We start from the raw sequence: 24,175 nt of genomic DNA, 5'->3' as shown, positions 1-24,175 counted from the left end.
TTACAAAAATAACTATAATATAATTGATTGTGTGTGTTTTGTAAGATAAAAGTAAAGATAAGCAGCTTTTCCGTTCGTAGTATCTATCTAAATAAAGCAATCAGGCAAAAGCTATAAGTTGTTCTTTTTCGCTATATTTGCATAAACTCAAAAGTTAAAATAACATGGTTAAACATATTGTATTTTGGAAGTTGAAAGACGAAGCAAATGGCAATGATAAAGCTGCTAACGCCCGTCTTATTAAAGAAAAACTGGAAGACCTGCGTGGAAAGATAGAAGGACTAGAAAAGATTGAAGTAGGTATCAACTTTCTCGATTCGCCGGCCAACTATGATGTTGCCCTCTATTCGGAGGTAGTATCGAAAGAGGCCCTTGATTTTTACCAGAATCATCCTTTGCATCAGGCGCTATTGCCATTTGTACGCGAGGCTGTGTCAGGAAGAATAGCAGTAGACTACGAAATATAAGATGCAACACGAAGATACTATACGAGATATTCGCAGGAGATGCCGCATGGCTATGAATGGCATTGCTTCGGCAAGTATGCGTAACCATGGTTTAAGCTACAAACTCAATTTTGGCGTTGATATCAGCAAAATTAAAGATATAGCAGCACGCTATACACCTGATGCTGAGCTGGCAGAGCTACTCTGGCAAGACGGTACGCGCGAATTGAAGATATTGGCAACACTGCTTTATCCGGTAGACGGCTTTACATCTGAGGCGGCCAACAGGTGGGTGGCTCAGATTCCCAATCAGGAAATCAGGGAGCAGGTAAGTCTCAACCTTTTTCAATCGCTGCCCTTTGCCGGTAAACTGGTAAAGGAATGGATCAATAATGCCGGGGAAGATATCAGGACTTCCGGTTATTGGCTTGCGGTCAGGCTTATGCTCACAAAGAAACAGACTGAGGATATATGTGTAGAGACTCTTTCATTTGTCTTCGATGACGCAGTCTCGGGACAGGTTTCGTTGCGCAACGCAGCTTTACTGTTTCTCAAAAATGCGGGAAAGCAATCGCCTGCTGAAGCCGAATATATTATTAAGAATCTGACAAAATACAAAGATTCGGATGATGCTGTACTGAGAGAGATTTACGATAGCCTGTCGTTCGAATTTGAGTTCTATTACGACCGCTAATCCAGTATATATCTGACTTCTTTGAATCCGTAATTACGGATTTCGCCTGTTTCGGTTTCGAGGCATAGCAAACCAATGTCTTTAACGTTCTTAATGCGAGCGAAAAAGAAGCCTTCTGCATCAGCAAACTTATACAAACCATTCTTCCGGAATAGGGCATCTTTGTATGTGTCCCTTATTCGATGTGTTGCAGCCGTGTCATTCAATAGTTTATAATAGGATGACAGCTTTTCCAGAATAGATATCAGAACAGATTCGATATTGCACGTTTTATGCGTAATCTGCTTTAACGAAACCGGATTAGGTGCATCGCTTTTGAATATATCCTGATTCAGATTCACTCCGACTCCGATTATCGATTTGGATATGTAATCCCCCATAATGTCGTTCTCGATAAGCATACCTGTAATCTTACGGTCTTTCCAATATATATCGTTAGGCCATTTAATGGAGATGCCATCAGTATATTCACTCAATGTATCGTAAATAGAAAGAGAGACTATCTGAGAAATAAGGAACTGGTTTTCAGCTTTTAGTTGCACAGGATAAAGTATCGTGCTGAATGTAAGGTTCAGCCCTTTTTCCGACTCCCACGAATTGCCCCGCTGTCCCCGTCCCGCAGTCTGGAAATCGGAATAGACCGAAAACCCGTTTGGCAATGTCTTTTCCTCCGATAGTTTACGCAGGTATAAGTTGGTCGACTCAGTTTCTTCTATATGTAATATTTTAGCTTCGGGCATAAATCATTCGTTCTTCATAGCAGCATATTCTTCCTGTTTTTTCTTAGGAAGCTTCTTTATCACTTCATCTACAGAATGCCTGATCCAAGCTTTGATTTCGCTATCGGGCATATCACCATCTATATAAATGGTATTCCAATATTTCTTATTAGAATGATAACCGGGGATTACGCTTTCATACTTTTCTCTTAATTCAACGGCTTTATCCGGATCACATTTCAGGTTTACTCTGAAACCGTCGTCTTGGCGTTCCAATCCCATATAAGCGAACATCTTACCCATAACCTTAAATACAATTGTTGTATCATCAAAGGGAAAGCATTCTTCGGCTCCTTTTATCGATAGGCAATACTCTCTTACTTCTTCTATATTCATATATTTTCTTTTAAATATCCATTAACGGCCTTATGCAACATATTTATTCTATCTTTTTCTTTAAGAACGTATTAAGTGTTTGAATATTTGAGATTTGGTAATTGTTTAAGTTTTTCGAACTCTTCTTGAGGATAATTATACGAAGAGCTGAAGTTTATCAGTTTCTTCAATTCCAACAGTGGAGTAAAGTCTTTTGTGTTTGCTCTTGTATTGACAAATGAAAGGTACTTTAAGTTAGTCAACTTAGAAACGAACTCGAAATTGTCGATTTTTTGAGCAGTCCACATGCTTCCGTCTATGGCAAGCTCCTCTAAGTTTACAAGATCAGATAAAATGTCAAAATTCACAATTTTCTTTGCATTTTCAATGCATAATACTTTCAGACCTTTTAGAGTTCCTAATACTTCAATATTATCAACTTTAGTTATACCGCAGATATTTAAATATTCCAAATTACTTAATTTACTCAATGAATCGATGTTCTTAACACTTGTGGTTTTTAGCGACAATCCAATAAGGTTGGGCATATTACAAATAGCCTCAAACATTTGTTGATTTACATTCGAGCTTACCCACAAAATTTTGACATCAGTCAGGAGAGGTAATTCTTTAGCCCACTTTTTCTGGTCTCTAGGTTCATTCGTCCAAAAGTTTAGAAATTCCGCATGATCATATTCTTCTAAGTCTCTTATTGCCTTTGGAGGAAAATTGTCATTTGGTCTGTAATACCAAAAACTTCTTTTATAGTCTTTTCTAACCATGCCTGTATTTTCAATTTAAAGGAGGAAGAAAAGCATCCTCTATATGTTCTATATGGGTTTGTTCCTTATTTAATAATACGGCAATGATGTCGAACCTGACAGGTAAGTCACTATCATGGATTTTCAGATAATAATCGGCGGCGGCAATCATCCGTTTGATCTTTGATTCGGTAACAGCTTCTTCGGGGCGACCCCAGTAGGACGATGACCGGGACTTAACCTCGATAAAGATCAGGAAATTGGTATCAGTAGCTATAATGTCTATTTCGTGCCTCTGTCCGATCCAGTTTCGTTCGATAACACGAAACCCCTTGCCAGTCAGATAACTTACAGCTAAGTCTTCGCCTTTCCTTCCCAGATTGTTGTGTTGAGCCATTGGAATCATCTTATGTATTACAAATATACTGATATCTCGGTAGCAACGTATACAAAGGTGACATTAAGTAAACAAAAGTATACATAAAAGGTGACAAAAAAGTGACACGTGTCACCTTCTTAATGTCGCTGTGTATCAGTTGGTAGTGTCTTGAAAGGTGACACAATTCCCACTTGTATTCATTTTTTTTAATATTTGCCGGATAATAAAGATGCATAACATTTGGTTTTACTTATAGATAAACTCAAACCAATGTTAGCCGATAGCTGAACAAAACCCTGTGCACAATGTTTTAAAATAGATAATAAGAACTAATACTCAATTTATTGCTTCGGCAAATACTGCCACCGGTTCGAGTAAATCAGAAACCCATAAAAGGATAAAAATATGTTGGATAATATTATTAAATTGGTAAAAGAGCAAGCCTTGGGAGCTATTTCCGGAAATGCTCAGGTGCCTGCCGATAAACAAGAGGCAGCAGTGGAAACTACTACAACATCTATCGTGGACGGATTAAAAGATCATTTTACACCGGATAACCTTTCGGCTATAACTAATCTGTTTTCGGGTGGAGCATCCGATATGGAGGGTATCAGCAGTAGTTTGCAAGGTTCGGTGGTATCCGCTCTCAGCGAGAAGGTAGGTCTAAGTAAAGAGGTTGCCAACAGTGTGGCTTCGGCAGTGATTCCTGCGGTAATAGGCATATTCTCGAAAAAAGCCAACGATCCCAATGATTCCGGCTTTAGTGTAGAGTCTCTGATAAAAGCATTCTCGGGAGGCAAAGGCGGCGGAGGTATATTCGATGCCCTGGGTAGCTTGTTCGGCGGAAATAAATAATATAATATAAAATTTGTAGCCGTAATACGAAATGAATAGCGTATTACGGCTATTTCTTTGCGGTTTTTTCAGGGAAAAAATTATCTTTGTGTTGCGTAAAAAATAACAAGGAAAAAGGATATTGAGGTTTCAGTACTATTTGTTACTTAGGTAAATAAAATAGCAATTAGTTATATCATTAAATACTTATAATACTCATATCCCGATCCTGAAATTTGAATAAACAAAACTATCTGAACCCGGAAAAAGATGAGAAAGATAATTTTACTATTTATATTTATTTTGGCGATGACAACTCATAATACCTATTCGCAGGAGCAAGATTCTCTTGTATTGATTAAGACCGAGTATGGGAATATCAAAATTAAGCTTTACGGAGATACACCGGGGCACCGCGATAATTTTCTGAAACTGGTACGTGAAGGTTTCTACAAAGACCAGATATTTCACCGGGTGATAAAGAATTTTATGATTCAGGGAGGCGATCCCAAATCATTGGCATCCGCTGATTCTACAGCTTCAGATAATAATATGGCTGATTATACAATTCCGGCAGAAATAGTATTTCCTAAACATTTTAATAAAAGAGGAGCTTTAGCAGCTGCCCGCACAGGCAATGAGGTGAATCCCGAAAAAGCTTCTTCTGCTTCGCAATTTTATATTGTGGTCGGCAAAAGCTATTCGGAGAAGGAGATAAACAAAATAGAAACCGAACGGATCGAAAGGCGTACACAATCGTTGTATAATGACTTGCAATCTGAAAATAAGGCGAAAATAAAAGAATATTATAGCAGCGGAGACCGCGATGGCCTTGCAGCTTTCCGTCAGGGATTATATGCACAGGCGGTAGAAACTGCCAAAACAGATTCTACATTGGTATTCACTCCCGAACAACGGTTAGCATATACTAAAGAAGGAGGCGCTATGCATCTTGACAATGAGTATACCGTTTTCGGTGAAGTTATTGAAGGCATTGATGCCGTAATGAAAATACAATCTGTGAAAACAGATAAGAAAGACCGTCCCGAAACCGATATCAAAATGGATATTGTTGTTATATCCCAATAAATACAAAGGCTTTTGAAGCCTGCCTCCTAAATTGAATATCCCTTATAATGTAAAACTTATAAGGGATATTTATTGTATATATATACTTTTGATAAGTAGATATAGCGAAAAGTAGTATCTTTGTAAATCAGAAATAACAAAAGCGAGAGAATATCAGCTAAGTGGGATAGGACACTCGCTATAATCAAGGAATAAACATATCTCTGTTTTGCAGAATGGAAACAAATTTAGATTCAAATAAAGGGACGTTGGCAGCTTTAGCCGAATTACATGCCGGATACACAATGAAAGAAGCGATAGACGAAGCAAAGCGCTGTCTGAATTGTAAGAATCCCTTATGTGTACAAGGTTGTCCTATAGAACATAAAATACCCGAGTGGATACATCAGCTGTCGAAAGGAAATATTGGCGGCGCTATGGAGTTGCTGAACGAAAAAAGTAATCTGCCTGCTATTTGCGGACGGGTTTGTCCGCACGAAAAACAGTGCGAAGGACATTGTATACTGAATAAAAAAGGTAACCCCGTACGTGTTGGTAAACTTGAGCGTTTTATAGCAGACTTCGATAGTGAGATGGGGTTGTCTAAAGAACGGTTGAAAGCTAAAACCAGAGGTAAAGTTGCTGTAATAGGATCGGGTCCTGCCGGATTGACGGTAGCCGGAGACCTTGCCCGAGACGGATTTAATGTTACCGTTTTCGAAAGCCAGAAAGAGCCGGGAGGAGTACTGCTATACGGTATTCCCGAATATCGTTTACCAAATGAAATTACCCGTCGCGAAGTAAAAAAGATAGAAGCATTAGGAGTTACCTTCCGTAACAATTGTGTAGTTGGTGAAGGAATAACCGTAGATGCCATGTTTAGTGAAGAGGACTTCGATGCAGTGTTTATCGGATCGGGTACAGCCCTGCCTCAGACACTAAGTATCAAAGGCGATAATTTGTATGGAGTGGCACAGTCAGCCTATTTTCTGCGGATGGTAAGTTTATTTGCCAGTGATGATATTCCGAGAACCGAAGTCCCCCTCAAAATAGGCGAAAAGGTGGCTGTAATAGGCGCAGGTAATGTGGCAATGGACACAGCCCGTACGGCATTGCGGATGGGAGCGGAGAGCGTAACTCTTATTTACCGCCGGAAAGAAGAAGATATGCCAGCCTTGAGGTCGGAATTTCTCGAAGCTCAAAATGAGGGAGTCCAATTTATGTGGGAGTCTTCTACTCAGGAGTTGATAGGAGAAGAAGTAAACGGAAAACAGAAGCTTGTCAGGATGCGTATAGAAACCCCTGCAGGGGAGGTTACTATACCTATGGACAGGGTTTATCTGGCTGTAGGTTCTAAGCCAGCCAATCGTATTGTTTCCACTACATTAGGTATCGAGGTCAACGAAAAAGGATACATAACCACATCCGAATATCCGTATGGGATGACTACCCGCAGGGGAGTTTTCGCCGGAGGTGACGTGGTGCATACCCCTCAGACAGTAGTACTCGCAATGCGCGAGGCTAAGAAAGTGGCTGTAGGCATTGCCCAATATGTGGATGCCATTAAATTACTGGGAGTGAAAAGTTATGAATAAAGAAACTAAAACTGCTATATTGTTAGGAGCCTCCGGATTAGTCGGAGGTTTTTTGCTTGATATGCTGCTTGATAGTGGTATGTATGACGAGGTAAATATATTTGTGAGGAAGCCGCTCGATAAAACTCATCCGAGGTTGAAACAGCATATCGTGGATTTCGATAATCCCGCGACATTCAAGCATCTGGTGAAGGGTGATGCGTTATTTTGCTGCTTAGGCACTACTATAAAAAAAGCAGGATCGCAGGCCGCTTTCCGGAAGGTCGATTACGAATATCCGGTTCGCTTTGCCGAATTGGCAAAAGCGAATAGTGTGCATCAGTATTTGATTATTACGGCTATCGGGTCGAAGGCTTCATCTTCTATTTTTTATAACCGGACTAAGGGAGAGTGTGAAGATGCTATACGAAATACAGGCATAGAATCGGTAAGTATATTCCGTCCGTCATTGCTCTTGGGTAAAAGAGATGAATTCCGTTTAGGAGAGAAGCTCAGCGAATATTTGATGAGGGGATTCTCGTTCCTAATGCTCGGTGCAGCAAAGAAATACCGTCCGGTAGAAGCCTGGCAGGTAGCTAAGACAATGATGATCGTGTCGGAACAGTCTCAATCTGGCGTTTCGATATATGAATCGGACCGTATTCAGTCATTTTAGACAAATTCGGGTATTTATCCGGGCAAAATAACGAAAAGTCCTGCGTCTTAAGAACAAATTATTTACCTTTGCACTACTAAATCAAGATACATTAAAGAAACGATGCAAAAACCTTCAATCGTAAAAGGAACGCGTGATTTTTCGCCCGAAGAAATGGCTAAGCGCAATTATATTTTTGATACTATCAGAAGTGTATACAACCTATTTGGATACAAACAGATAGAAACTCCCGCAATGGAAAGCCTTTCTACCCTGATGGGTAAGTACGGCGAAGAGGGAGATAAGCTACTGTTTAAGATTCTGAATTCAGGCGATGTTCTGGCAGGCTTTGAAGATGAAGAATTACTGCAGAAAAACTCCAATAAGTTTGCAGTAAAGGCATGCGAAAAAGGTCTTCGTTACGACCTTACAGTTCCTTTTGCCCGTTATGTGGTGATGCATCGAAATGAAATATCATTCCCATTCAAACGTTATCAGATTCAACCCGTTTGGCGTGCCGACCGTCCGCAGAAAGGCCGTTACCGCGAGTTCTTTCAATGTGATGCCGATGTGGTAGGTTCCGACTCATTGTTGAACGAGGTAGAACTTATTCAGATTATCAATGAGGTTTTCGGCCGTTTCGGGATTCGTGTTTCTATTAAGCTGAACAACCGGAAGATACTGTCGGGGATTGCTGAGATCATAGGTGCACCCGAGAAAGTGGTTGATATAACAGTAGCTATAGATAAGCTCGATAAAATCGGCCTGGAAAAGGTAAATGAAGAACTTCAATCGAAAGGTATTTCTCAGGATGCAATAGATAAACTCCAGCCTATAATCCTTTTAGAAGGAACAAATAAGCAGAAACTGGAAACATTGAAAAGCAGTTTGGCTGTATCAGAGACCGGATTGAAAGGTGTCGAAGAACTGGAATTTATACTGTCTAAAACGGAGTTACTTGATCTGAAATCCGATCTGGAATTGGATTTGACTCTTGCCCGTGGATTGAATTATTACACAGGAGCTATTATAGAAGTAAAAGCTCTTGATGTACAAATAGGAAGTATTACAGGCGGAGGACGCTACGATAACCTGACAGGGATATTCGGGCTACCGGGTGTTTCGGGTGTCGGTATCTCATTCGGAGCCGATCGTATATTCGATGTGTTGAATCAACTGGATCTTTATCCGAAAGATTCGGTACAGGGAACTAAAGTTTTGTTTGTGAATTTCGGAGAGGCTGAGGCTGACTATATATTGCCGGTTATTAACCGTTTTCGTTTGTCCGGTATTTCGACAGAGCTTTATCCTGAATCGGCTAAGATGAAAAAACAAATGTCATACGCTGACTCTAATAATATTCCTTATGTAGCTATTGTTGGAGAAGATGAAAAGAATGCACAAAAGATAATGCTGAAAAATATGCATACTGGCGAGCAACAATTGCTTAGTGCAGATGAATGTATTAATATACTTCTCCGGTAGACTTACTTAGGATGCTGTCTGCGAGTTGTTTAGCTCGGTTGATGCTTTTGTCATCCTTAATATTGATAGATTTAGCAGAAAGGCGTGGTATTTTTAATACTATGCCTTTCGGTATATTTAAGGGGTTGGTTATCTGATCTTTGTTTTCCAGATAGATATAAGGCCAGAAAGCTGAATTCTGATAAAAGGTTTCCGCTACATCATTTATTCCTATATTCTCGTTATATATTACAGACGCTTCATAATTAGCCGAATCACTATTTTCAACAAGTGTATATTGGGGACTGCCAACTTCTCCGGTCAACGGTGCGGGAATGTAGTTCTGTGGAGTTTCCTTTTCTGTTTTTTCTATATAATAATAACCTGCACCAAGAACACCTACTACAAATAGGAGTATATAAATATGCTTTAGGTTCGCTTTCTTTTTAGAGGATCTTCTGCTCATAAAGATGTATAAAGTAGTAAGAAAATGGTTTTGTTGTTGTTAGGAACGTACTCCGGTTCTGGCCTTTATTGCTTTGCCTGAATACTTGAAAGCAGATTCAGACGGGCTAATCGTTACGCTCGACCTTGATGATGTCTGTGGCAAGGCTTTTTAGAGAAGTCTTGAGCTTTCCGTCGTGCAGATCAGCTAAGTCGACCGATATACGTGGAATTCTGATAACGGTACCACCTCTGACTACCAGATTTTTATTTGCCGCGTCCTTATTAGCTATAAAGACATAAGGCCAGTATATTTCGTCGCCGTAATATATTCTCGCAATATACTGAAGAGAGACATCTACCTGAGGTACTACCATTTTGTTGAAAGCCAAAGTATCGGTGTTCTCAATATCTCTAAAACCAATATCCCTCAGGCTCTTCTCGTCAGGTTTCGATGATGCTCCCGATATAAGTATATATCCGACACTAGCCAGTAATAAAATAGCCAGTGCAATGATACATGTTTTTATCAGGTTCATTTTGCGGTTAGCGATATATGTATATTCAGAATTCTGAACGTTTTTCCGGGGTTCACCCTGTGGCAGGTTTTTTGACTGATTATGTTGAGGATAACGCTCTTCGAAGCTTTCGAAGAGTTCATCTGCTCCTTTATCATTATAAGAATCTGAGTCGAAGCTTATATTATCGCCGATAGCTTCTGTTGTATGTGTATGTTTATTGACAACTGTCAGATCAATCTCTCCTTCGAGACGCGTATTGCTGCCAAGATATAAAATCCGTTTGTTTTCTCCGCTTTTTATAACACGTAACAATCCTAACCCTTCTATTTTAATGAAAGAGTTAGCGATCAGTTCTTTTTCAACCTCATTGAATAGTTCTTTGATGAAAGCATCTGCAACGCTCAGCTCCGACCGGGTTTCTCCGGATACAGCCTCACTTAATTTGGTATGTACTGTTTGCTTATTCATCTTCTTTATTTATACGATCAGTTAGTCTTTTTTTAGGAGAAAAAAGACTAACCGAAGCCTGTTCTGTTTTTTTCTTCCAGAAAGACCCGAAATCAGGAATGTCTATAACTTCTCCTTCATCTGTCAGATCGTACAGTTTCTGAACAGTTGAGATGTACAGGTTTTTAATTTCCTGATCCGAAAGAGAAATTCCTTGTGCTTCCAGATTTTTCTGAATCGATTCGCACAATTTATTATCCATTACAATCAGTTATTAGCTTATCTGCTAGATAAGAAGTTGATTTCTTTTTCAATGAACGCAACATCTTCAGTATCGATCCTTTCTAAGATACTGTTTAAGATTTCGACCGTAGGATTCAGATAGTTAACGTAGTATTCGTCATATGCTTCATCCATTAATCCGTCATTATCATGTAAACTTTGTACGGAATTTTTATAATTACGCGCAACATTAGACATATCTTCTCTGAAGACTTCAAGGGTTTCTTTAAGTCGGTTGAGTAGCTCCTTTTGATAAGTGTACGAAGTTCTACTAGCCATTTGTTGTAAACTTTAGGTTGTTCTAAAATGTGAATATTAAATATACCAATTACAAAAATAAAAATAAAAAGATATAAATCGGAATATCTTCCGAATAAAATTAAGATTAATTCGAGATCGATAGGTTTATTCTGCTCTTATTTATTAGATCTACCTTCTTTTATGTCTGTTTTAAATGTTTATAGATGTTAACTCCTTTAATTTATTTATATTCCGGATATAACTGTCGAACTTATAATATTCGTTGCCTATACTGTTAAATAACAGTTGAGAAACAAATTTAGGGGTACGTCTTTCAATGAACTGATCGAACTTTTCGGGAGATGCATTCAGTATATATTTGACTACCCGGGTATTGAATGTGAAATCCTCACCTGTGATTATTTTCTCGATGTCATCGAGACCGGATACACTATGGTTATTCAGGTAATTTTCGAATTTGGGTGATATATCCTGATTGACTAGTTCTGCAAAATAGAGCATGTACGAATCATTAGATATGCCGTATTCATTTAGCATCTTAATTATGATACGCTCATGCGTTCCGGTGATTTTAATATCATCAAGAAAGAGTAGTACTTTATCACCGAGAAATGTCTTATCTATATGGAATTTATCTCCACTGATAAGATTGTATCTGTCTTCGGCAGACATTTCGCCATAATCTTCGCGGTAAGTAACAGAACGGACAATCTTGGTTTCCTGTACTACAGGGAATCCGTTTTCGTACAGATACATATTCAGCCTTTGTACAAAGTAGCGCATCATGAAAAACGATGCCGTAGGAATATACGAATAAGCGCTAGGCACAATCACAATTTGCTTGCCTGTATATGAATCTTTAAAACAATCTCTTATAAAGCGTTCGGCCAGTTCATACCCGAATTTCCGTGCTATATTTTCTGCTCCGTGTTTGAACTTGGAATAATCGTCGGCAGAGAATCCGAAATCGTCATTGTTCTCAATTAGAAATCCGCTATAATGAGTTATTTTACCCTTATAACTTTCGTTTGACATCATCAATTGTATAATTATTGTTAGTGATCAGTAATGCGTCGAAACCAAAGCTTTTAGCGCCTTGATAATCCGCTTTAGGATTATCTCCTATATGCAATATTTCGTGTTTATCTACATGTGCATTTTCAAATACTGTCTGGAAAAAATAAGACGAAGGTTTGGATGCATTGATTTCGTCCGAAAAAACCAGAAAATCGAAATAATCGATAATACCCATCCGGCTCAGGGTAGGGCGTAAAATATCTCCCTCGATAAAACCTGTATTGCTCGACAGGTTGATGGTATACCCGTCTTTCTTTAATTCGGATAATATGTGTGGAATATTTTCATTGAGGAAAACCGGTGGATATTCGATAAACAATTCATCCGATTTTTTCCTGAGTTCGATAGCATTATCCAATGTTACAGCCTGTGCGTCGGGTACTACCTTTTGCAAGACTTTGCAGTACATGACATTGGCAGACAGCTTCTGTCCGCTGATCATATTCTTCCGGTCGAAAACTTTATCTACAGAGCGAACAAAAGAGTCTATGTCTTTAGCTTCTTTATCCTTTATCCCGAACATATCAGCAATAAGCTGTGCGCGTTTCAGTTTAAATTCGGGATGGGATTGTATCAATGTCATCCACAGATCGAAAGAAATATGCTTTATCATAATAACCAGAAAACTTTAGTTGTTTACCATTTGTACGACAATCAACCTGCCGCCATCTTCTTTCGATAAAAGTATTTGCTTATTATCAGTTAGCTCGACTGCCTCCCCGAAGCCGATCTTTTTACCTTCGGTTTTATCTTCCAGATCAGTCAACCGCTGGTTGATCAGTAGCCATTTGTTTTGGTGGAAAACAAAATAGCCCACAGGTTTTTTATCTTCTTCAGCTAACCGTTCGTTAGGCCATACGTTGCGGTTGGCGTGCCACGGGTACAGATACTGGTTGTTATACACCATCAAACGGTAATTGTCCGGAGTGAATGTCCCTTCCTGTCGGGGCGAGTATAAGTTGAGTATCGGCAATTGCCCCTTATAATCTGTACCGCAGAACGGACACTTCGGCTTGGTACTGTTATCGAATACGAACCACTTATGCCAGCATTTGGGGTTTTGGCAAGGTTGAACCAGGTCGACAGTCTTCAGTAGAGCATCTTCCCATTCATTAGCGGTAGGGCGCACATTCGGATTATGTAATCCATTTATAAATGCCCTGTCGAATAGTTCTTTCAGATAAGGGCCGCATACAGTGTACGGTATTTTGACAGGATCGGCCTGTGGTAGCTGGCTGTCTTGTAATTGAGCCGGCTTCACACGGTTCGAAGCATCGGTGGGGTGTTCAATAAATAATGCTTTTTCGCCCATCGAAAGTTCTTCGTCTTTACTGGCTTCCATTGCATTTACTTTGCCTCCCCGTAATGGATGTCTGTAAAGGAGATACATATATATCATAACGGCCAGTGCATGACGGTCGGTTGGAATATTGGGCAGTTTACGGTTAGGGTCATCCATTTTCAGGTGCTGGGTCATAATAACCTCAGGCGCGATAAAATCGGGCGTACCCAATACGTCAGGTGCAAACTTACCTGGAACAACCAGCCCGTCGATATCTATAATGGCAGCCCGTCCGGAGGTAGGGTCTATCAATACATTCTTATAAGACAAGTCTGAGTGAGCCAACCCTGCTGCATGCATGCGTTTTACAGCACGGCTTACACGGATACATATCTGTAGGTATTTAAACCAGTCACCTCTCTCTTCGGGAGCGAGAAACTTGTTTTGGTTTTTGGCCGAAGCAAACCATTTACCTTCCTTTTCTTTTCCTTTGATTCCGAGAAAATCATTATTTATCGAACCATATTTAAAGAAAAAGCATGCCTGATATGTAGGGCATACCAAGCCCAGTTTCCCTTTATGTTCTACAATTTTGGTAGGCCAGCAGAAAAGGTCTTTCCAATAGTCGCCGCCCTGTTGCGAGAATATCCGTTCGCGGTATATTCCGGTAATGGTTTGTAGGCGGTCTTTTGCATTAAAGTCCTGCTTATCGCGGAAGAAACCGACTACGTAGGATTTGTCGGGGCTGAAATAAACATCTTTCATTCCCCCCGATCCGATTATTTCATCAACAAATTCGACAGTAGAGCCGTCGCTCGCTTTTAGTGTAATTGTTTTAGCACTCATCTCTTAGTCTTACTGAAGTAATAAAAAAGGGTTGAAACTTTTTTAGTATATAATCGCAATAGTACGGTCGTCGTGGTTTCCGGGTGACCAGAAGTCGAGCCACTTGAGTAACTGTTGGGCAGATGCTTCATTGTCATCCGTCAATTCTACTTTCGAGGTGATATCTTTCCACAGTGCATCCCATTTCTCGGGTTTCTGTAAATTCGAATCAGTCTCGAACTTAGGGTCTGTTACACCGTCAGTCATTAATACCAATGCTGTAAAATCTTCGACAATTTCGAACCGCAACCGCTTGTAAATCTCGGTGGGTTGCATTACCTCACCCATTGTCAGGAAACGTGTCTGGCCGGCAAAATCTCCACCGTCAGGTTCTCCCATGATTTTCAGGTATCCGGTTTCTTTGTTGTATATTCCGATACCACCATCACCTACCCAGAATGTAGCGACAAACCATCCGAATTTATATTTTTTAGAAAGGGCGACTAACAGGGTCGTTGAATAGTCTTTCAATTGGGCATCATTACCGACGGCTTCCTGTTCGATATTTTTATATGCTTTGAAAACAGCCGATCCGAGTATATTGTATAAAGCGTCACCCAGTTTTTTACGTTTACTATCCGAGTTATCTCTATCGAAATCTTTGATAAGTTCGTCTATTTCTTTGCTATACTTTGTCAGATGCGTATCACATACTTCGGATACAGTCCGGCAGGCAATCTCCGAACCTTTTCTCGAATATTCGGCAGAGCCTGCTCCGTCGGCTACTATTGCCGTATACCATTCGGTATTATCATTATGGATTATACTGAAATCGTCATCCCTCGGTTTACCTTCGTGAGCATGTGAACGTCCACGTTGGCTTGCGGCAACCATATCTTTACGGTTTTCGGCACCCATTCCCAAAAATCCTTTTGTTCGTCCAATTTTTACATATTTACAATCCGAATCGGGTTTGTAATAAGGGATGTCTTCCGGGGTAGGGATACTGTTCCATAATGCCCGGGGATCGGGGTTGATTATCAATGTTACGGGTTTTTCGAACACAGGATCACCTTCCTTCCAATCTTGAAGATAACATTGGAGTTTTATTTTAAAGTCACCGGATGTCGTAGGAATACCTTCTACCAAACAGGTCTCGGGATTGAAATTCAGTCCGATTTCATTTAAACCGATAAACTCTAACCTGCCTACCTCAGGCATACCCAGATCCATAACATCGAGTAACATCTGATATGGCTGGTTGACTTTTCCGTTCTGGAATTGGATATGTGTACCTTTTAGTTTCCGGCTAAACATCTCGTGTCTGGTTTCCGAAAACAGAGATTGATAACGTGCTCTTGTTTCTTCGTCATCTGGTATAGAAGGGATAAATGGCATATCGACAGGTGTTTCAGGATTCGTTACTGTTTGTATTTCTTCCGGTTGTACGGATAATGGCTGCTCATCTGTATCTTTAGGTAAAGTGACTTCCGTATCCGTATATTCTTTCCATTTTTCTGAAAGGAATGATTTAATGTCTTCCCTCCCGAAAAATTCTTTCAGGGATTCTTCTTTATCAGCCGGATCTAAATAAGGTACTATATCGTTGAAATTCATAATCTGTTCAATAATAAATTGTAGCGTTTACCCCCGTGTACGTCCGATATCCATACCTCCGCCCGATTCTTTGAATGAGAGTTGTACACCACACCAAGGACATGTACTGGTTTGTTCGTTACCGACACACATAATATTGCCGCACATACATAAGCCTATGGCTACCTGATTGGCACAACAAGGGCAGGATGGAAATCCAACCAACTCACTCGTATTAATGCGTTTTCCGGTGAGGTTTCCGTTGGCATAGCCGTCAACCATTTCGAAGTAGCTATTATCGATAGGATATGCCCCTACGAATTTGAAATGCCGTCCTCCGACGCGGGTCAAATACGAAAAGTCATCTTTATCTACCCTTTTCTGGTATTTCAACAGGTAAGGTTGTTTGGTATTCTGGCATTTACCGAGGATTACGGCAAAGTTTTCGTCTACTTTGATCGGCATACTCATTTCCTGTTCTATCTTAGTCAGGAAATCGTCCGAGAATGGAGCCAGTTTCAGATCGTCGCTGTTGAGGCTGGCAATACTGACACTGGTTGTTTTGATAGAGGCTGTAACCCACTTGAAAAAAGCTTTGAATGATACTTCGTCCGTATCTTTCAGTTGGAGTACATTTTCCGAGATTTCTTTTAAAACTGCAGTGTCCATATTATCCCCGATAGAAATGGCTATGAGGTTGGCACTACCTTTGTACTTGTTGTTCCAACGTTCGAATGCCGCTGTAGTATCATCGGTCGGTGCACCATCTGTAAATAAGAAGACGATAGGTTTCCAGTCGCCTTTGGTGTCTGCTGTAGTACGCTGAATGGTCGAATCTATATCATTCATCAAAAAGTTGAGCGCATTACCCAACGATGTTCCGCCACCGATAGGTAGTCGGGGAGGGTAGAAGCTCGACAGCTCCTGCATCGAGCAGAGTTTCTTAGCTCTGCCTGCAAATGCTATAATAGACAGGTAAACAGTCTCTAAGGCATAAGGGTCGGTACGAAGTTCCTGTATAATGGTTTCCACACCGTTTTGTACGTGAGAAAGAGGCTCTCCGATCATTGATTCGGATACGTCTATAAGAAAATATATAGGTAGTCGTCTCATAAAAATCCCTGTAATAACGTATTGAAAAAGTATTGTTATATAACTGTATGGATCTCCGGTGGAGGAGGTGGTAATGCTATATCGTTACTGGCGCCTACACTGCGGTTACCCACACTGACAGATGCCGATACCCATTTGAAGAACTGACGGAAAGTAGAACTGTCGGTTGTGTCCAGTGAGTACACCTGATTAGTCAGTGCAAGCAGAGGTTGTGTGTCGGCTTTTACACCGGCGGCACAGGCAATGATTCCGGCAAAATTACGGTTCCTGACTTGAGGTATCATCTGGTTATACTTTTGAAGGTCGGAAGGCTTCCCGTCTGTCATAATAAACAGCAAGGGCATCCAGTCTCCTTTTTCGTCAGCCGAACTAAGCTTTACTTCCGAGTCTACTTTCTGGCAAAGCATTTCCAATGCTGCTCCCAGATGTGTAGGACCCGATTCGGGTGTTACGATCTCAGGCAGTTGTAAATGCTCTAATGCTGTCAGCGGTAATAGCTGTTTCACATCGCGGTCGAATGTAATAATACTGATATATACCGATTCGAGGGCGAATGGATCTTGTCTGAGACTGGCGACCATCGATTCTAATCCGACCTTCACCGATTCGATAGGTTCGCCTCGCATCGAGCCCGATGTGTCTAATAATAAATATACAGGTAATCGTCTCATATTTTGAATTTTATTTTAATTACATATTAACAATCCCGGTTTATAATACAATATTTACTTCGGGTGGAGGAGGAGGCAGCTCGCTCATTCCGGCTATTTCCTGATGAGTCGATTCTACTTTCTGGCTACCAAAGCTAACTGATGCCGATACCCATTTAAAGAATGCCTTGATGGTCATGCTATCGGCAGTATCTAAAGAGACTACAGTATCTGTAATTTTTTTCAGGACTTTGGTTTGAGCACTTTGTCCGGCAGCACAAGCTACTACCATAGCGCACTTGGTTTTGCGAAAATCTTCCAGACCTCTTTCCCAGTTATCAGTTGGTGCACCATCTGTCATTATAAATACTAGTGGACGCCAGTCGCCTTTCTTTTCGGCGGTACTTTTGTGTACTTCCGCTTCGATACGTTCTGCCAACAGACTCAAGGCTGCACCTAAGCAAGTTGTACCATTGGCTGTAAGGCTTGGCAACTGGAACATCGACAGTTCGGTCAAAGGCGATACTTGTTTTGCTCTTTCATCGAATGTGATAATACTGAGGTGGGCAGTTTCCAGAGCATAAGGGTCTTGACGCAGTGTCGAAACCAATACTTGTACACCGTTCTTTACGGCTTCGATAGGTTCTCCGTGCATCGATCCTGAGGTATCTAATACAAGGTATACAGGAAGTTTTCTCATATCTGTTTAAATTTTATGTTGTTCTTAAAGTAGTTCTAAATTTATTCTTTTCTGATTGTTATATTTTTATCGTTTTCGACCATTTCAATAAAGTGTCGCATTATTCGCGATTTATCGTAAGAGTCTACCGGATCGGAAGTAAGCATACCGAGTAGAATATATTCTGCATTTTCATATTCGAAATCATACATTAACCTGATACTGTTCCGGAAATCGTAATAGTCAGAATAGCGTGGTTCTGTTAAACGTGCTATTCTTTTCATTTTTTGAAGGTAATAATTTTTTGCTTCCGATGCATATTTATCTTGTATGATAGGCAATAAACTTTCCTTTCCCTTTAGAAACATATTCTTAGCCCTCAGTATTATCTCGTCATCAAAGTAATTATCTTTCTGAACAATACCTTGTTGTATATAGTACTCAATAAAATCGTTGTCAGGGTAAACTCCATTATCAATAAACCAGTTTACCGATTGCTTGTATTTCTCTTTCGGATCTTTTATCGAATTGATCTCTATAAGCCTTATTATCTGAGGAATGTAATACCCTTTGGCTCTGGATATTTCAATTCCATTTAATTCAGCTAAGTTCCGGTACTCTTTCCCGGTCTTCTTAAGAAAAAGAAAGTTGACGTACACCGAGTCACTATCCAGCATCCCTAAAAGTAAACATCCTCCACCTTCCTGTATCGAATTAATAAATACATCTTCTCCTTCTACTAAACGTTGAAGCCTGTAATCTCCTTTCTTGAATTTGGTTTTATTTACCAGTATGGTGTCTATATTTCTGTCATAGATAGAGTCGAAATATACTGTTGTATAATCTGATACAATATCTTTCTCTCTCTCTAAATATGAATTGTATACGAGAATAACATCGCTTTTCAACACCAACTTGCGGTGTGCCTCTTTCATCTGTGCATGCACTACTCCCGAAAGCAGGAATAGTATCAATACTATTGAAAAGAAGTAAATCCGATTTATCATGGGTTGTTGGTCTTAATTTTTATAATACCTATCAGATTGCCAATTGACAGGATTTGATGATATATAATCGGCTATTTGTATTAGCGATCTGTCATTCCTGATAATATGCTCATAATAATTCCGCTGCCAGATTTTTTGTCCGGTAGTGTGGAATGATTTATTGCGTATTTTAGTTGTTATTGACTTAAATGCACAAATGATATCACTTAATGTAGGGGCAGGGTTCTGCTCTGTCCTGATATGTATAATCCCATGAAAGTGATTCGGCATTACAATAAAATTAAATAATTCTATTGTCGGAAATCTTTGGGGCAAGGATAGCCATTGGTTTTGAACAATTACGCCAATATCAGATAGATGTACAATTTTAGAATTGAGGGCAGAGCAGAGCCCTGCCCCTACATCACTATCTCTGTATTCTATCTTCCCATCTGTAACCTCACCGAAAATACACTTCATATTCTGTGTACATATGGTAACGAAATACAATCCTTCACTAGAATAGTCATATCCCTGAAGGCGGATGTTTTTCCGTTTGCTATATGTTGCAGAAGTATAAGTCATATCATTTTGGTTTCGAGCATGGCTTTCAGGGTATTCGCCTGAATATCTACATTCTCCAGATCGGCAAGAAAATCTATGTCGGTAATCTTTTTCAGGTTTTCTTTCAATAGTTCAGCGATATCCTCGTCCAGCTTCCGGATATTGGTTTTGATATTCTTCTCCAGTTCGATATTCTTAAGGGTAAGCTCTTTTATTGACGATTCCTTTTTCGATAAAAGGGTTATCCATTCGTCTTTTTCCGGAAATAACGACATTTCTACCTCCAGAAATAGGTTTTTTGACGGAACAAACAGAAAAAACATTCCATGATTACGTATTCTGTATATTTCGGCCATAAGATTACCTATACGAATACCTGCGAAAAAATCTATCGCATAACTATTAGCAGCCAGATTGGTTAGTAATGTCCGGCCAATAGCTCCATATGAATTACGGTAAACATCCGAGCTCGAATAACTGATCAGTACATCGAGCAATTGAGGGTCTACTTCGAAAAAATATTCTTTATAAAACTTTAACCCGAAAGCAGAGGTATTCTCCATAAAAGGGTAATCCCTTGATTGGGATGAAAGTATTTTATGGAAATTATATATCGAGCGCGACACACGAAGCGCCTGTTGCACTTTTTCACCTTCGAAGCTTCCTTCAAGGGCAATAGCTTTGCGCAACTTCTGCATCATATCGTTATTCAACTCGATTTCCGATTTCATCATACCTACAAAGCGCTCATTCTTCTTCTTTATTTTATCGAGAAGTTCTATTAACGTCATCGTAAATTGTATGTGGTATAATTCCAGCTTATTAACATCCATATCCTCGTTGTCCTCAAAAAGTTTGTGGATAACTTTATTTTGCAGATAGATGTTCATAATGGTCTGGTCTTCGAAAAAGACGACCAGTTCCCCGAGTTGTTGAATTATACGATCCGATGTTTCGAGTATATTGGCTCTGTTTTCGTCCATTACCGGTTATCAGCGAATTCCAGTCACGTTCTTCCTTAATTCAGTTTCAAGGGATTGTAACTCTTTATCCAGTACCTGACGATTGCGCATACCTTCTTCATGTATACGTTTTACTTCGTCCAAAGTACTTATCAATGATTGGGTTGTCTTCTTCAATGTTTCTACCGAAACTACGGTGTTTTCGTTTTCGCGGGCTACCTCTATACTGTTTTGACGAAGCAGTTCGGCGTTCTTCTCCAATATAGTATTGGTTGTATCAGCCACTTTACGCTGCATTTCTACATTTGCTTTCTGACGGCACAATGCAACAGCAATAGTTAACTGGTTTTTCCATACCGGAATAGTAGTGGAGATAATCGATTGAGCTTTGTCTGCAATAGCAACATTGTTGTTTTGCACAACACGTATTTGCGCAAGCGACTGCATCATTACATAACGGATGATCTTCATATCAGCCAGACGTTTATCGAGGCGTGATATAAATTCGCGCATATCGCTTATTTCGTAATCTTTGTAGTTAGCAGGATTACCCTCCATCTCAGCTAGTTTCACTTGCAAATCCTGCATCTTTAACTGACCGGCAATAATCAGTTGCTCGATCTGTTTGATATATTCCACATTATTGTCGAACATCGTTTGCAGGGCAGTATTGTCTTTCAGTGAGTTGATACGTCCGGCTTTTATCTTATTTGATATTTTGTCGACATTGGAAATAACCGTATCGTATTTCTGAAATATCTTTTTGACATTTACCACCAGATTCTTTACCAACGGAATTTTACTGAGGAATGCTTTGAACGGACTTTGGTTCAGTTCATCTACATCAATATAATTGAGTTCGGTAAGCAGTTCGTTTATATGCGCACCCACTTCGCCCGAGTTGAAAGTCCGGACAGATGTAAGGAAATCGTTACTGTATTTTTCCATAGTAGCCTGTAGGTCGGCTCCATAGTTCAATACCGAATTAACGTCTGTAACAACTAAACTGCGGTTGAGTTGCGACAACTTATCTATTTCGTTCTGGCTTAAATTGGCCAAATCAACATTACCGTCTCTATCCATACGTTGCAGAGCCGGAGCCTGATTAGGAGTCGGGTTTAGCGGAGCCATTTCAGGCATAGTGTTCATATCCATATACTGTATTCAAATTTAATAAAAGCGTCTATTAATGCTTTATATGTCAATAAAACAATGAGTTTCGTTGTAAAAATACAAAATCCTTTTGGCTTATATATTAAAAAGCAAAAAGGATTAAGAAATTTTTGTAAGATTATCATTCCGATAGTCTTCTTTTGTCTGAAAGTAGTAAATTTTTCTCAGTATTTTAGAATTAATAAAAAACACCGTTCACCTTTTCTCTAACTGATTAGATTAAGATGAACAGTGCTTGTAAGGTCTGTTTATATGGTATAACCAGCTATTATTTAGCGTAGTTTTGAGTAATACGTTGTATGGTTTGACCTAAGAATACATCTTCGAATGCATCGCCGATAGCATTGAATTTCCAATCTTCACCTTTTTTGTATAACTCGCCCATGATAAGAGCTTTCTTCCCTCTGTATTGAGGCTCGGCAACGACATTATATTCAGCGTATACGCTATCTACCTTAACCGGTGTTCCTTCGTACATTCTGATTTTTGCATAAGGAACCTGAGAGAAGTCTTCTTCACCAACGTTATTCAAAAAGAAGAAAATACGATGGATGTTACTTCCCAGTTTAGTCAGGTCTACAGTGATAATTTCATTGTCAAGTCCATCGTCACCACCTTTATCTCCTTCAAGGTCATCCCCTGTATGGCGCATGGCTCCGGTGATAGAAATCAGCTTACCTGTGTTTAATCCAAATTGAGCTAACAATTCAGGACGGTAAAGTGGCGAATATAAGTGATCGCACAGGTTTCCGTTCTCGTCGTACATAACGCAGCTAAGGTCTAAGTCTACATCTTTGGTTTTGGTCACAGTTTTTTTTCCAAATCCAAGAAATCCGCCTTCCTCAGCTTGATATTCTATTCCGCCCCAGTTAACGCCTACACAAAATTGTGTTAATTTAGCTCCGGAACTTTTCTCAAGGTTTATTCTTTGTCCTTTCTGTAAATTAATTGCCATGATTGGTTACTTTTTTTAGGTATTAAGTAGTATTCTTTTTAATTATATTTTTGGAGATAATCGGCTAGTCCGCCTTTCTGTCCTACGCCTACAGCTTCGAATTTCCATTCGCCGTTACGTTTGTATAAGCGTCCGAATTCGACAGCAGTTTCGACCGAAAAGTCTTCTTCCAACTCATATTTCAGAAGTTCTTCTTTGTTATCGGGATTGTAAATACGAACAAAAGAATTACGTACCTGCCCGAAGTTTTGCTTGCGGTCTTCTGCTTCATGGATAGTAACAACAAAGCAAAGTTCACTTACTCTGGAGTCTATTTTCGATAAGTCTATTTTTACAGATTCATCATCACCGTCACCTTCTCCTGTCAAGTTATCGCCTGTATGCTCTATAGCGCTATCAGGAGATTTCAGATTATTATAAAATACGAAAAAGTCATCGGCTACGAGTTTACGGTTTTCACCCAAAGCAAATACCGAACAGTCTAAGTCGAAAGCCTGTCCTGTACTTGATGTGTTTGTATCCCATCCCAGACCTACTATAAATTTGGGTAACTTCACCTCGGTGCGTTGACCCTTCTCTAGATTTATTGCCATGTTGAATATTATTAGTTTTATGCGTATTTGTCGACAAAGTATTGTAAACCTCCTTTATAGCCGATACCCATAGCTTCGAATTTCCATTCGCCGTTACGTTTGTACAAGCGTCCGAATTCAACAGCAGTTTCTACCGAAAAATCCTCGTCCAGTTCGTATTTGGCAATTTCTTCGTTAGTCTGTTGGTTATATATACGGATGAATGAATTGCGTACCTGTCCGAAATTCTGTTTACGGGTTTCGTAGTCGTGGATAGTAACTGTGAAAACTATTTCTTCGATTTTCGGATCTATTTTAGCAAGGTCTACTGTCAATGTTTCGTCATCACCGTCACTATTTCCTCCGGTAAGGTCGTCACCCGACGATTCAACAGCTCCGTCCGGCGATAGCGGGTTATTATAAAAAACGAAGTATTCGTCTAACGGTAACTTCTTGTTCGAACCTAACATAAATGCGCAGGCATCAAGGTCAAAATCATGTCCCGTGCCTTCGTTCGGATCCCATCCAAGACCAACACCTACTTTAGATAAGCCAATCTCTATCCGTTGGCCTTTCGTCAAATTAATTGCCATGTTAATAATGTCTTATATGTTATTTTTTAGCTTGATATCGCTTTGTATATCCCTATACGATAATGACAAAGATAATAATTACTTTGATATTTGAAATATATATCAGGGAAGTTAAATAGTGACAGGAATTAATTTTAAAACATATACTTTTGATTTGTTAATTAATGCTAAATAAGACGAGTCGATGCCAAAAAAAATGATTGCAGACTGTTATACAACATATA

General features: G+C 39.7%; 29 protein-coding genes. 7 read left to right on the top strand and 22 right to left on the bottom strand.

Annotated features, from left to right (window positions below):
• Positions 1-164 precede the first annotated feature (164 nt).
• Entirely contained in the window at positions 165-467 is a 303-nt protein-coding gene (locus tag BUC12_RS07460; RefSeq protein WP_062181614.1) for a Dabb family protein, read from the top strand.
• Between the two features lies 1 nt (position 468).
• The gene (locus BUC12_RS07455) at positions 469-1,140 is read left to right on the top strand and encodes a DNA alkylation repair protein (protein WP_062181611.1); all 672 of its coding nucleotides are present in this window, start codon (positions 469-471) and stop codon (positions 1,138-1,140) included.
• Here BUC12_RS07455 and BUC12_RS07450 read toward each other — a convergent pair.
• The 4 genes from BUC12_RS07450 to BUC12_RS07435 form a co-directional block, all read right to left on the bottom strand.
• On the bottom strand, positions 1,137-1,880 hold the full coding sequence (locus BUC12_RS07450; protein ID WP_062181608.1) for a biotin--[acetyl-CoA-carboxylase] ligase: 744 nt from the start codon (positions 1,878-1,880) through the stop codon (positions 1,137-1,139). The genes BUC12_RS07455 and BUC12_RS07450 overlap by 4 nt on opposite strands.
• A 3-nt stretch (positions 1,881-1,883) precedes the next feature.
• Entirely contained in the window at positions 1,884-2,255 is a 372-nt protein-coding gene (locus BUC12_RS07445) for an MmcQ/YjbR family DNA-binding protein (protein ID WP_062181605.1), read from the bottom strand.
• A 71-nt stretch (positions 2,256-2,326) separates the two neighbouring features.
• Positions 2,327-3,016, bottom strand: a complete 690-nt coding sequence (locus tag BUC12_RS07440; protein ID WP_062181603.1) for a leucine-rich repeat domain-containing protein — start codon at positions 3,014-3,016, stop codon at positions 2,327-2,329.
• Between the two features lie 10 nt (positions 3,017-3,026).
• A complete protein-coding gene (locus tag BUC12_RS07435; RefSeq protein WP_062181600.1) occupies positions 3,027-3,392 on the bottom strand; it encodes a YraN family protein in 366 nt (121 codons plus the stop codon).
• A 387-nt stretch (positions 3,393-3,779) separates the two neighbouring features.
• Between BUC12_RS07435 and BUC12_RS07430 the strand changes: the two genes are divergently transcribed.
• The 5 genes from BUC12_RS07430 to hisS all read left to right on the top strand — a co-directional run bounded on the left by BUC12_RS07430 (position 3,780) and on the right by hisS (position 8,990).
• Positions 3,780-4,229 carry a DUF937 domain-containing protein gene (locus tag BUC12_RS07430; protein WP_062181597.1) on the top strand — a complete coding sequence of 150 codons (450 nt, stop codon included), beginning with the start codon at positions 3,780-3,782 and terminating at the stop codon, positions 4,227-4,229.
• Positions 4,230-4,478: 249 nt separating this feature from the next.
• Complete coding sequence (locus BUC12_RS07425) at positions 4,479-5,297, top strand: peptidylprolyl isomerase (RefSeq protein ID WP_070808601.1); 819 nt, start codon at positions 4,479-4,481, stop codon at positions 5,295-5,297.
• 215 nt (positions 5,298-5,512) lie between these two features.
• A complete protein-coding gene (locus BUC12_RS07420; RefSeq protein WP_082141922.1) occupies positions 5,513-6,871 on the top strand; it encodes an NAD(P)-dependent oxidoreductase in 1,359 nt (452 codons plus the stop codon).
• Positions 6,864-7,526 carry an oxidoreductase gene (locus BUC12_RS07415; RefSeq protein ID WP_062181594.1) on the top strand — a complete coding sequence of 221 codons (663 nt, stop codon included), beginning with the start codon at positions 6,864-6,866 and terminating at the stop codon, positions 7,524-7,526. Before BUC12_RS07420 ends, BUC12_RS07415 begins: the two co-directional genes overlap by 8 nt.
• Positions 7,527-7,628: 102 nt before the next feature.
• The gene (gene hisS, locus BUC12_RS07410; RefSeq protein WP_062181591.1) at positions 7,629-8,990 is read left to right on the top strand and encodes a histidine--tRNA ligase; all 1,362 of its coding nucleotides are present in this window, start codon (positions 7,629-7,631) and stop codon (positions 8,988-8,990) included.
• Here the strand turns inward: hisS and BUC12_RS07405 are convergent.
• The 18 genes from BUC12_RS07405 to BUC12_RS07320 all read right to left on the bottom strand — a co-directional run bounded on the left by BUC12_RS07405 (position 8,971) and on the right by BUC12_RS07320 (position 23,951).
• Positions 8,971-9,435: a LysM peptidoglycan-binding domain-containing protein gene (locus tag BUC12_RS07405; protein WP_062181588.1), complete on the bottom strand. Its 465-nt coding sequence runs from the start codon at positions 9,433-9,435 to the stop codon at positions 8,971-8,973. The genes hisS and BUC12_RS07405 overlap by 20 nt on opposite strands.
• 106 nt (positions 9,436-9,541) lie before the next feature.
• Positions 9,542-10,402, bottom strand: coding sequence for a hypothetical protein (locus tag BUC12_RS07400; RefSeq protein WP_062181586.1), 861 nt, complete (start codon positions 10,400-10,402; stop codon positions 9,542-9,544).
• A complete protein-coding gene (locus BUC12_RS07395; RefSeq protein WP_062181583.1) occupies positions 10,395-10,643 on the bottom strand; it encodes a hypothetical protein in 249 nt (82 codons plus the stop codon). The genes BUC12_RS07400 and BUC12_RS07395 overlap by 8 nt, the downstream gene beginning before the upstream one ends.
• Before the next feature lie 17 nt (positions 10,644-10,660).
• Positions 10,661-10,942: a hypothetical protein gene (locus BUC12_RS07390; protein ID WP_062181580.1), complete on the bottom strand. Its 282-nt coding sequence runs from the start codon at positions 10,940-10,942 to the stop codon at positions 10,661-10,663.
• A 171-nt stretch (positions 10,943-11,113) separates the two neighbouring features.
• Entirely contained in the window at positions 11,114-11,962 is an 849-nt protein-coding gene (locus BUC12_RS07385; RefSeq protein ID WP_201780493.1) for a phosphoribosyltransferase family protein, read from the bottom strand.
• Complete coding sequence (locus BUC12_RS07380) at positions 11,940-12,614, bottom strand: HAD family hydrolase (protein ID WP_062181574.1); 675 nt, start codon at positions 12,612-12,614, stop codon at positions 11,940-11,942. Before BUC12_RS07380 ends, BUC12_RS07385 begins: the two co-directional genes overlap by 23 nt.
• A gap of 15 nt (positions 12,615-12,629) precedes the next feature.
• Positions 12,630-14,129, bottom strand: coding sequence for a helix-hairpin-helix domain-containing protein (locus BUC12_RS07375; protein WP_062181571.1), 1,500 nt, complete (start codon positions 14,127-14,129; stop codon positions 12,630-12,632).
• A 42-nt stretch (positions 14,130-14,171) separates the two neighbouring features.
• Complete coding sequence (locus BUC12_RS07370; RefSeq protein ID WP_062181568.1) at positions 14,172-15,725, bottom strand: PP2C family serine/threonine-protein phosphatase; 1,554 nt, start codon at positions 15,723-15,725, stop codon at positions 14,172-14,174.
• Between the two features lie 27 nt (positions 15,726-15,752).
• Entirely contained in the window at positions 15,753-16,817 is a 1,065-nt protein-coding gene (locus BUC12_RS07365; protein ID WP_062181565.1) for a TerY-C metal binding domain-containing protein, read from the bottom strand.
• Positions 16,818-16,852: 35 nt separating this feature from the next.
• Positions 16,853-17,488, bottom strand: coding sequence for a vWA domain-containing protein (locus BUC12_RS07360; RefSeq protein WP_062181562.1), 636 nt, complete (start codon positions 17,486-17,488; stop codon positions 16,853-16,855).
• A 40-nt stretch (positions 17,489-17,528) separates the two neighbouring features.
• Positions 17,529-18,167, bottom strand: a complete 639-nt coding sequence (locus tag BUC12_RS07355; protein WP_062181559.1) for a vWA domain-containing protein — start codon at positions 18,165-18,167, stop codon at positions 17,529-17,531.
• Between the two features lie 41 nt (positions 18,168-18,208).
• Entirely contained in the window at positions 18,209-19,153 is a 945-nt protein-coding gene (locus BUC12_RS07350; protein WP_062181556.1) for a hypothetical protein, read from the bottom strand.
• A 12-nt stretch (positions 19,154-19,165) separates the two neighbouring features.
• Positions 19,166-19,717, bottom strand: a complete 552-nt coding sequence (locus BUC12_RS07345; protein ID WP_062181553.1) for a transposase — start codon at positions 19,715-19,717, stop codon at positions 19,166-19,168.
• Positions 19,714-20,679: a hypothetical protein gene (locus tag BUC12_RS07340; RefSeq protein ID WP_062181550.1), complete on the bottom strand. Its 966-nt coding sequence runs from the start codon at positions 20,677-20,679 to the stop codon at positions 19,714-19,716. The genes BUC12_RS07345 and BUC12_RS07340 overlap by 4 nt, the downstream gene beginning before the upstream one ends.
• 9 nt (positions 20,680-20,688) lie before the next feature.
• Positions 20,689-21,813 carry a toxic anion resistance protein gene (locus tag BUC12_RS07335; RefSeq protein WP_201780492.1) on the bottom strand — a complete coding sequence of 375 codons (1,125 nt, stop codon included), beginning with the start codon at positions 21,811-21,813 and terminating at the stop codon, positions 20,689-20,691.
• 286 nt (positions 21,814-22,099) lie between these two features.
• Complete coding sequence (locus BUC12_RS07330) at positions 22,100-22,786, bottom strand: TerD family protein (RefSeq protein WP_062181547.1); 687 nt, start codon at positions 22,784-22,786, stop codon at positions 22,100-22,102.
• Positions 22,787-22,824: 38 nt separating this feature from the next.
• The gene (locus BUC12_RS07325; protein WP_062181544.1) at positions 22,825-23,379 is read right to left on the bottom strand and encodes a TerD family protein; all 555 of its coding nucleotides are present in this window, start codon (positions 23,377-23,379) and stop codon (positions 22,825-22,827) included.
• Between the two features lie 17 nt (positions 23,380-23,396).
• Positions 23,397-23,951: a TerD family protein gene (locus tag BUC12_RS07320; protein ID WP_062181542.1), complete on the bottom strand. Its 555-nt coding sequence runs from the start codon at positions 23,949-23,951 to the stop codon at positions 23,397-23,399.
• Between the last annotated feature and the right edge of the window lie 224 nt (positions 23,952-24,175).

Origin of the sequence: Indolivaga macrotermitis (genome assembly GCF_900128985.1) — a bacterium.
Lineage (GTDB): Bacteria > Bacteroidota > Bacteroidia > Bacteroidales > Dysgonomonadaceae > Dysgonomonas_A > Dysgonomonas_A macrotermitis.
Note: the sequence above shows the minus strand (reverse complement) of the source record. Positions and strands in the feature narration are given on the sequence as shown.

Coding starts and splice junctions, on each gene's coding strand:
- BUC12_RS07460 (WP_062181614.1), top strand. CDS start 165: ATGGTTAAACATATTGTATTTTGGAAGTTGAAAGACGAAGCAAATGGC.
- BUC12_RS07455 (WP_062181611.1), top strand. CDS start 469: ATGCAACACGAAGATACTATACGAGATATTCGCAGGAGATGCCGCATG.
- BUC12_RS07450 (WP_062181608.1), bottom strand. CDS start 1,880: ATGCCCGAAGCTAAAATATTACATATAGAAGAAACTGAGTCGACCAAC.
- BUC12_RS07445 (WP_062181605.1), bottom strand. CDS start 2,255: ATGAATATAGAAGAAGTAAGAGAGTATTGCCTATCGATAAAAGGAGCC.
- BUC12_RS07440 (WP_062181603.1), bottom strand. CDS start 3,016: ATGGTTAGAAAAGACTATAAAAGAAGTTTTTGGTATTACAGACCAAAT.
- BUC12_RS07435 (WP_062181600.1), bottom strand. CDS start 3,392: ATGGCTCAACACAACAATCTGGGAAGGAAAGGCGAAGACTTAGCTGTA.
- BUC12_RS07430 (WP_062181597.1), top strand. CDS start 3,780: ATGTTGGATAATATTATTAAATTGGTAAAAGAGCAAGCCTTGGGAGCT.
- BUC12_RS07425 (WP_070808601.1), top strand. CDS start 4,479: ATGAGAAAGATAATTTTACTATTTATATTTATTTTGGCGATGACAACT.
- BUC12_RS07420 (WP_082141922.1), top strand. CDS start 5,513: ATGGAAACAAATTTAGATTCAAATAAAGGGACGTTGGCAGCTTTAGCC.
- BUC12_RS07415 (WP_062181594.1), top strand. CDS start 6,864: ATGAATAAAGAAACTAAAACTGCTATATTGTTAGGAGCCTCCGGATTA.
- hisS (WP_062181591.1), top strand. CDS start 7,629: ATGCAAAAACCTTCAATCGTAAAAGGAACGCGTGATTTTTCGCCCGAA.
- BUC12_RS07405 (WP_062181588.1), bottom strand. CDS start 9,435: ATGAGCAGAAGATCCTCTAAAAAGAAAGCGAACCTAAAGCATATTTAT.
- BUC12_RS07400 (WP_062181586.1), bottom strand. CDS start 10,402: ATGAATAAGCAAACAGTACATACCAAATTAAGTGAGGCTGTATCCGGA.
- BUC12_RS07395 (WP_062181583.1), bottom strand. CDS start 10,643: ATGGATAATAAATTGTGCGAATCGATTCAGAAAAATCTGGAAGCACAA.
- BUC12_RS07390 (WP_062181580.1), bottom strand. CDS start 10,942: ATGGCTAGTAGAACTTCGTACACTTATCAAAAGGAGCTACTCAACCGA.
- BUC12_RS07385 (WP_201780493.1), bottom strand. CDS start 11,962: ATGATGTCAAACGAAAGTTATAAGGGTAAAATAACTCATTATAGCGGA.
- BUC12_RS07380 (WP_062181574.1), bottom strand. CDS start 12,614: ATGATAAAGCATATTTCTTTCGATCTGTGGATGACATTGATACAATCC.
- BUC12_RS07375 (WP_062181571.1), bottom strand. CDS start 14,129: ATGAGTGCTAAAACAATTACACTAAAAGCGAGCGACGGCTCTACTGTC.
- BUC12_RS07370 (WP_062181568.1), bottom strand. CDS start 15,725: ATGAATTTCAACGATATAGTACCTTATTTAGATCCGGCTGATAAAGAA.
- BUC12_RS07365 (WP_062181565.1), bottom strand. CDS start 16,817: ATGAGACGACTACCTATATATTTTCTTATAGACGTATCCGAATCAATG.
- BUC12_RS07360 (WP_062181562.1), bottom strand. CDS start 17,488: ATGAGACGATTACCTGTATATTTATTATTAGACACATCGGGCTCGATG.
- BUC12_RS07355 (WP_062181559.1), bottom strand. CDS start 18,167: ATGAGAAAACTTCCTGTATACCTTGTATTAGATACCTCAGGATCGATG.
- BUC12_RS07350 (WP_062181556.1), bottom strand. CDS start 19,153: ATGATAAATCGGATTTACTTCTTTTCAATAGTATTGATACTATTCCTG.
- BUC12_RS07345 (WP_062181553.1), bottom strand. CDS start 19,717: ATGACTTATACTTCTGCAACATATAGCAAACGGAAAAACATCCGCCTT.
- BUC12_RS07340 (WP_062181550.1), bottom strand. CDS start 20,679: ATGGACGAAAACAGAGCCAATATACTCGAAACATCGGATCGTATAATT.
- BUC12_RS07335 (WP_201780492.1), bottom strand. CDS start 21,813: ATGGATATGAACACTATGCCTGAAATGGCTCCGCTAAACCCGACTCCT.
- BUC12_RS07330 (WP_062181547.1), bottom strand. CDS start 22,786: ATGGCAATTAATTTACAGAAAGGACAAAGAATAAACCTTGAGAAAAGT.
- BUC12_RS07325 (WP_062181544.1), bottom strand. CDS start 23,379: ATGGCAATAAATCTAGAGAAGGGTCAACGCACCGAGGTGAAGTTACCC.
- BUC12_RS07320 (WP_062181542.1), bottom strand. CDS start 23,951: ATGGCAATTAATTTGACGAAAGGCCAACGGATAGAGATTGGCTTATCT.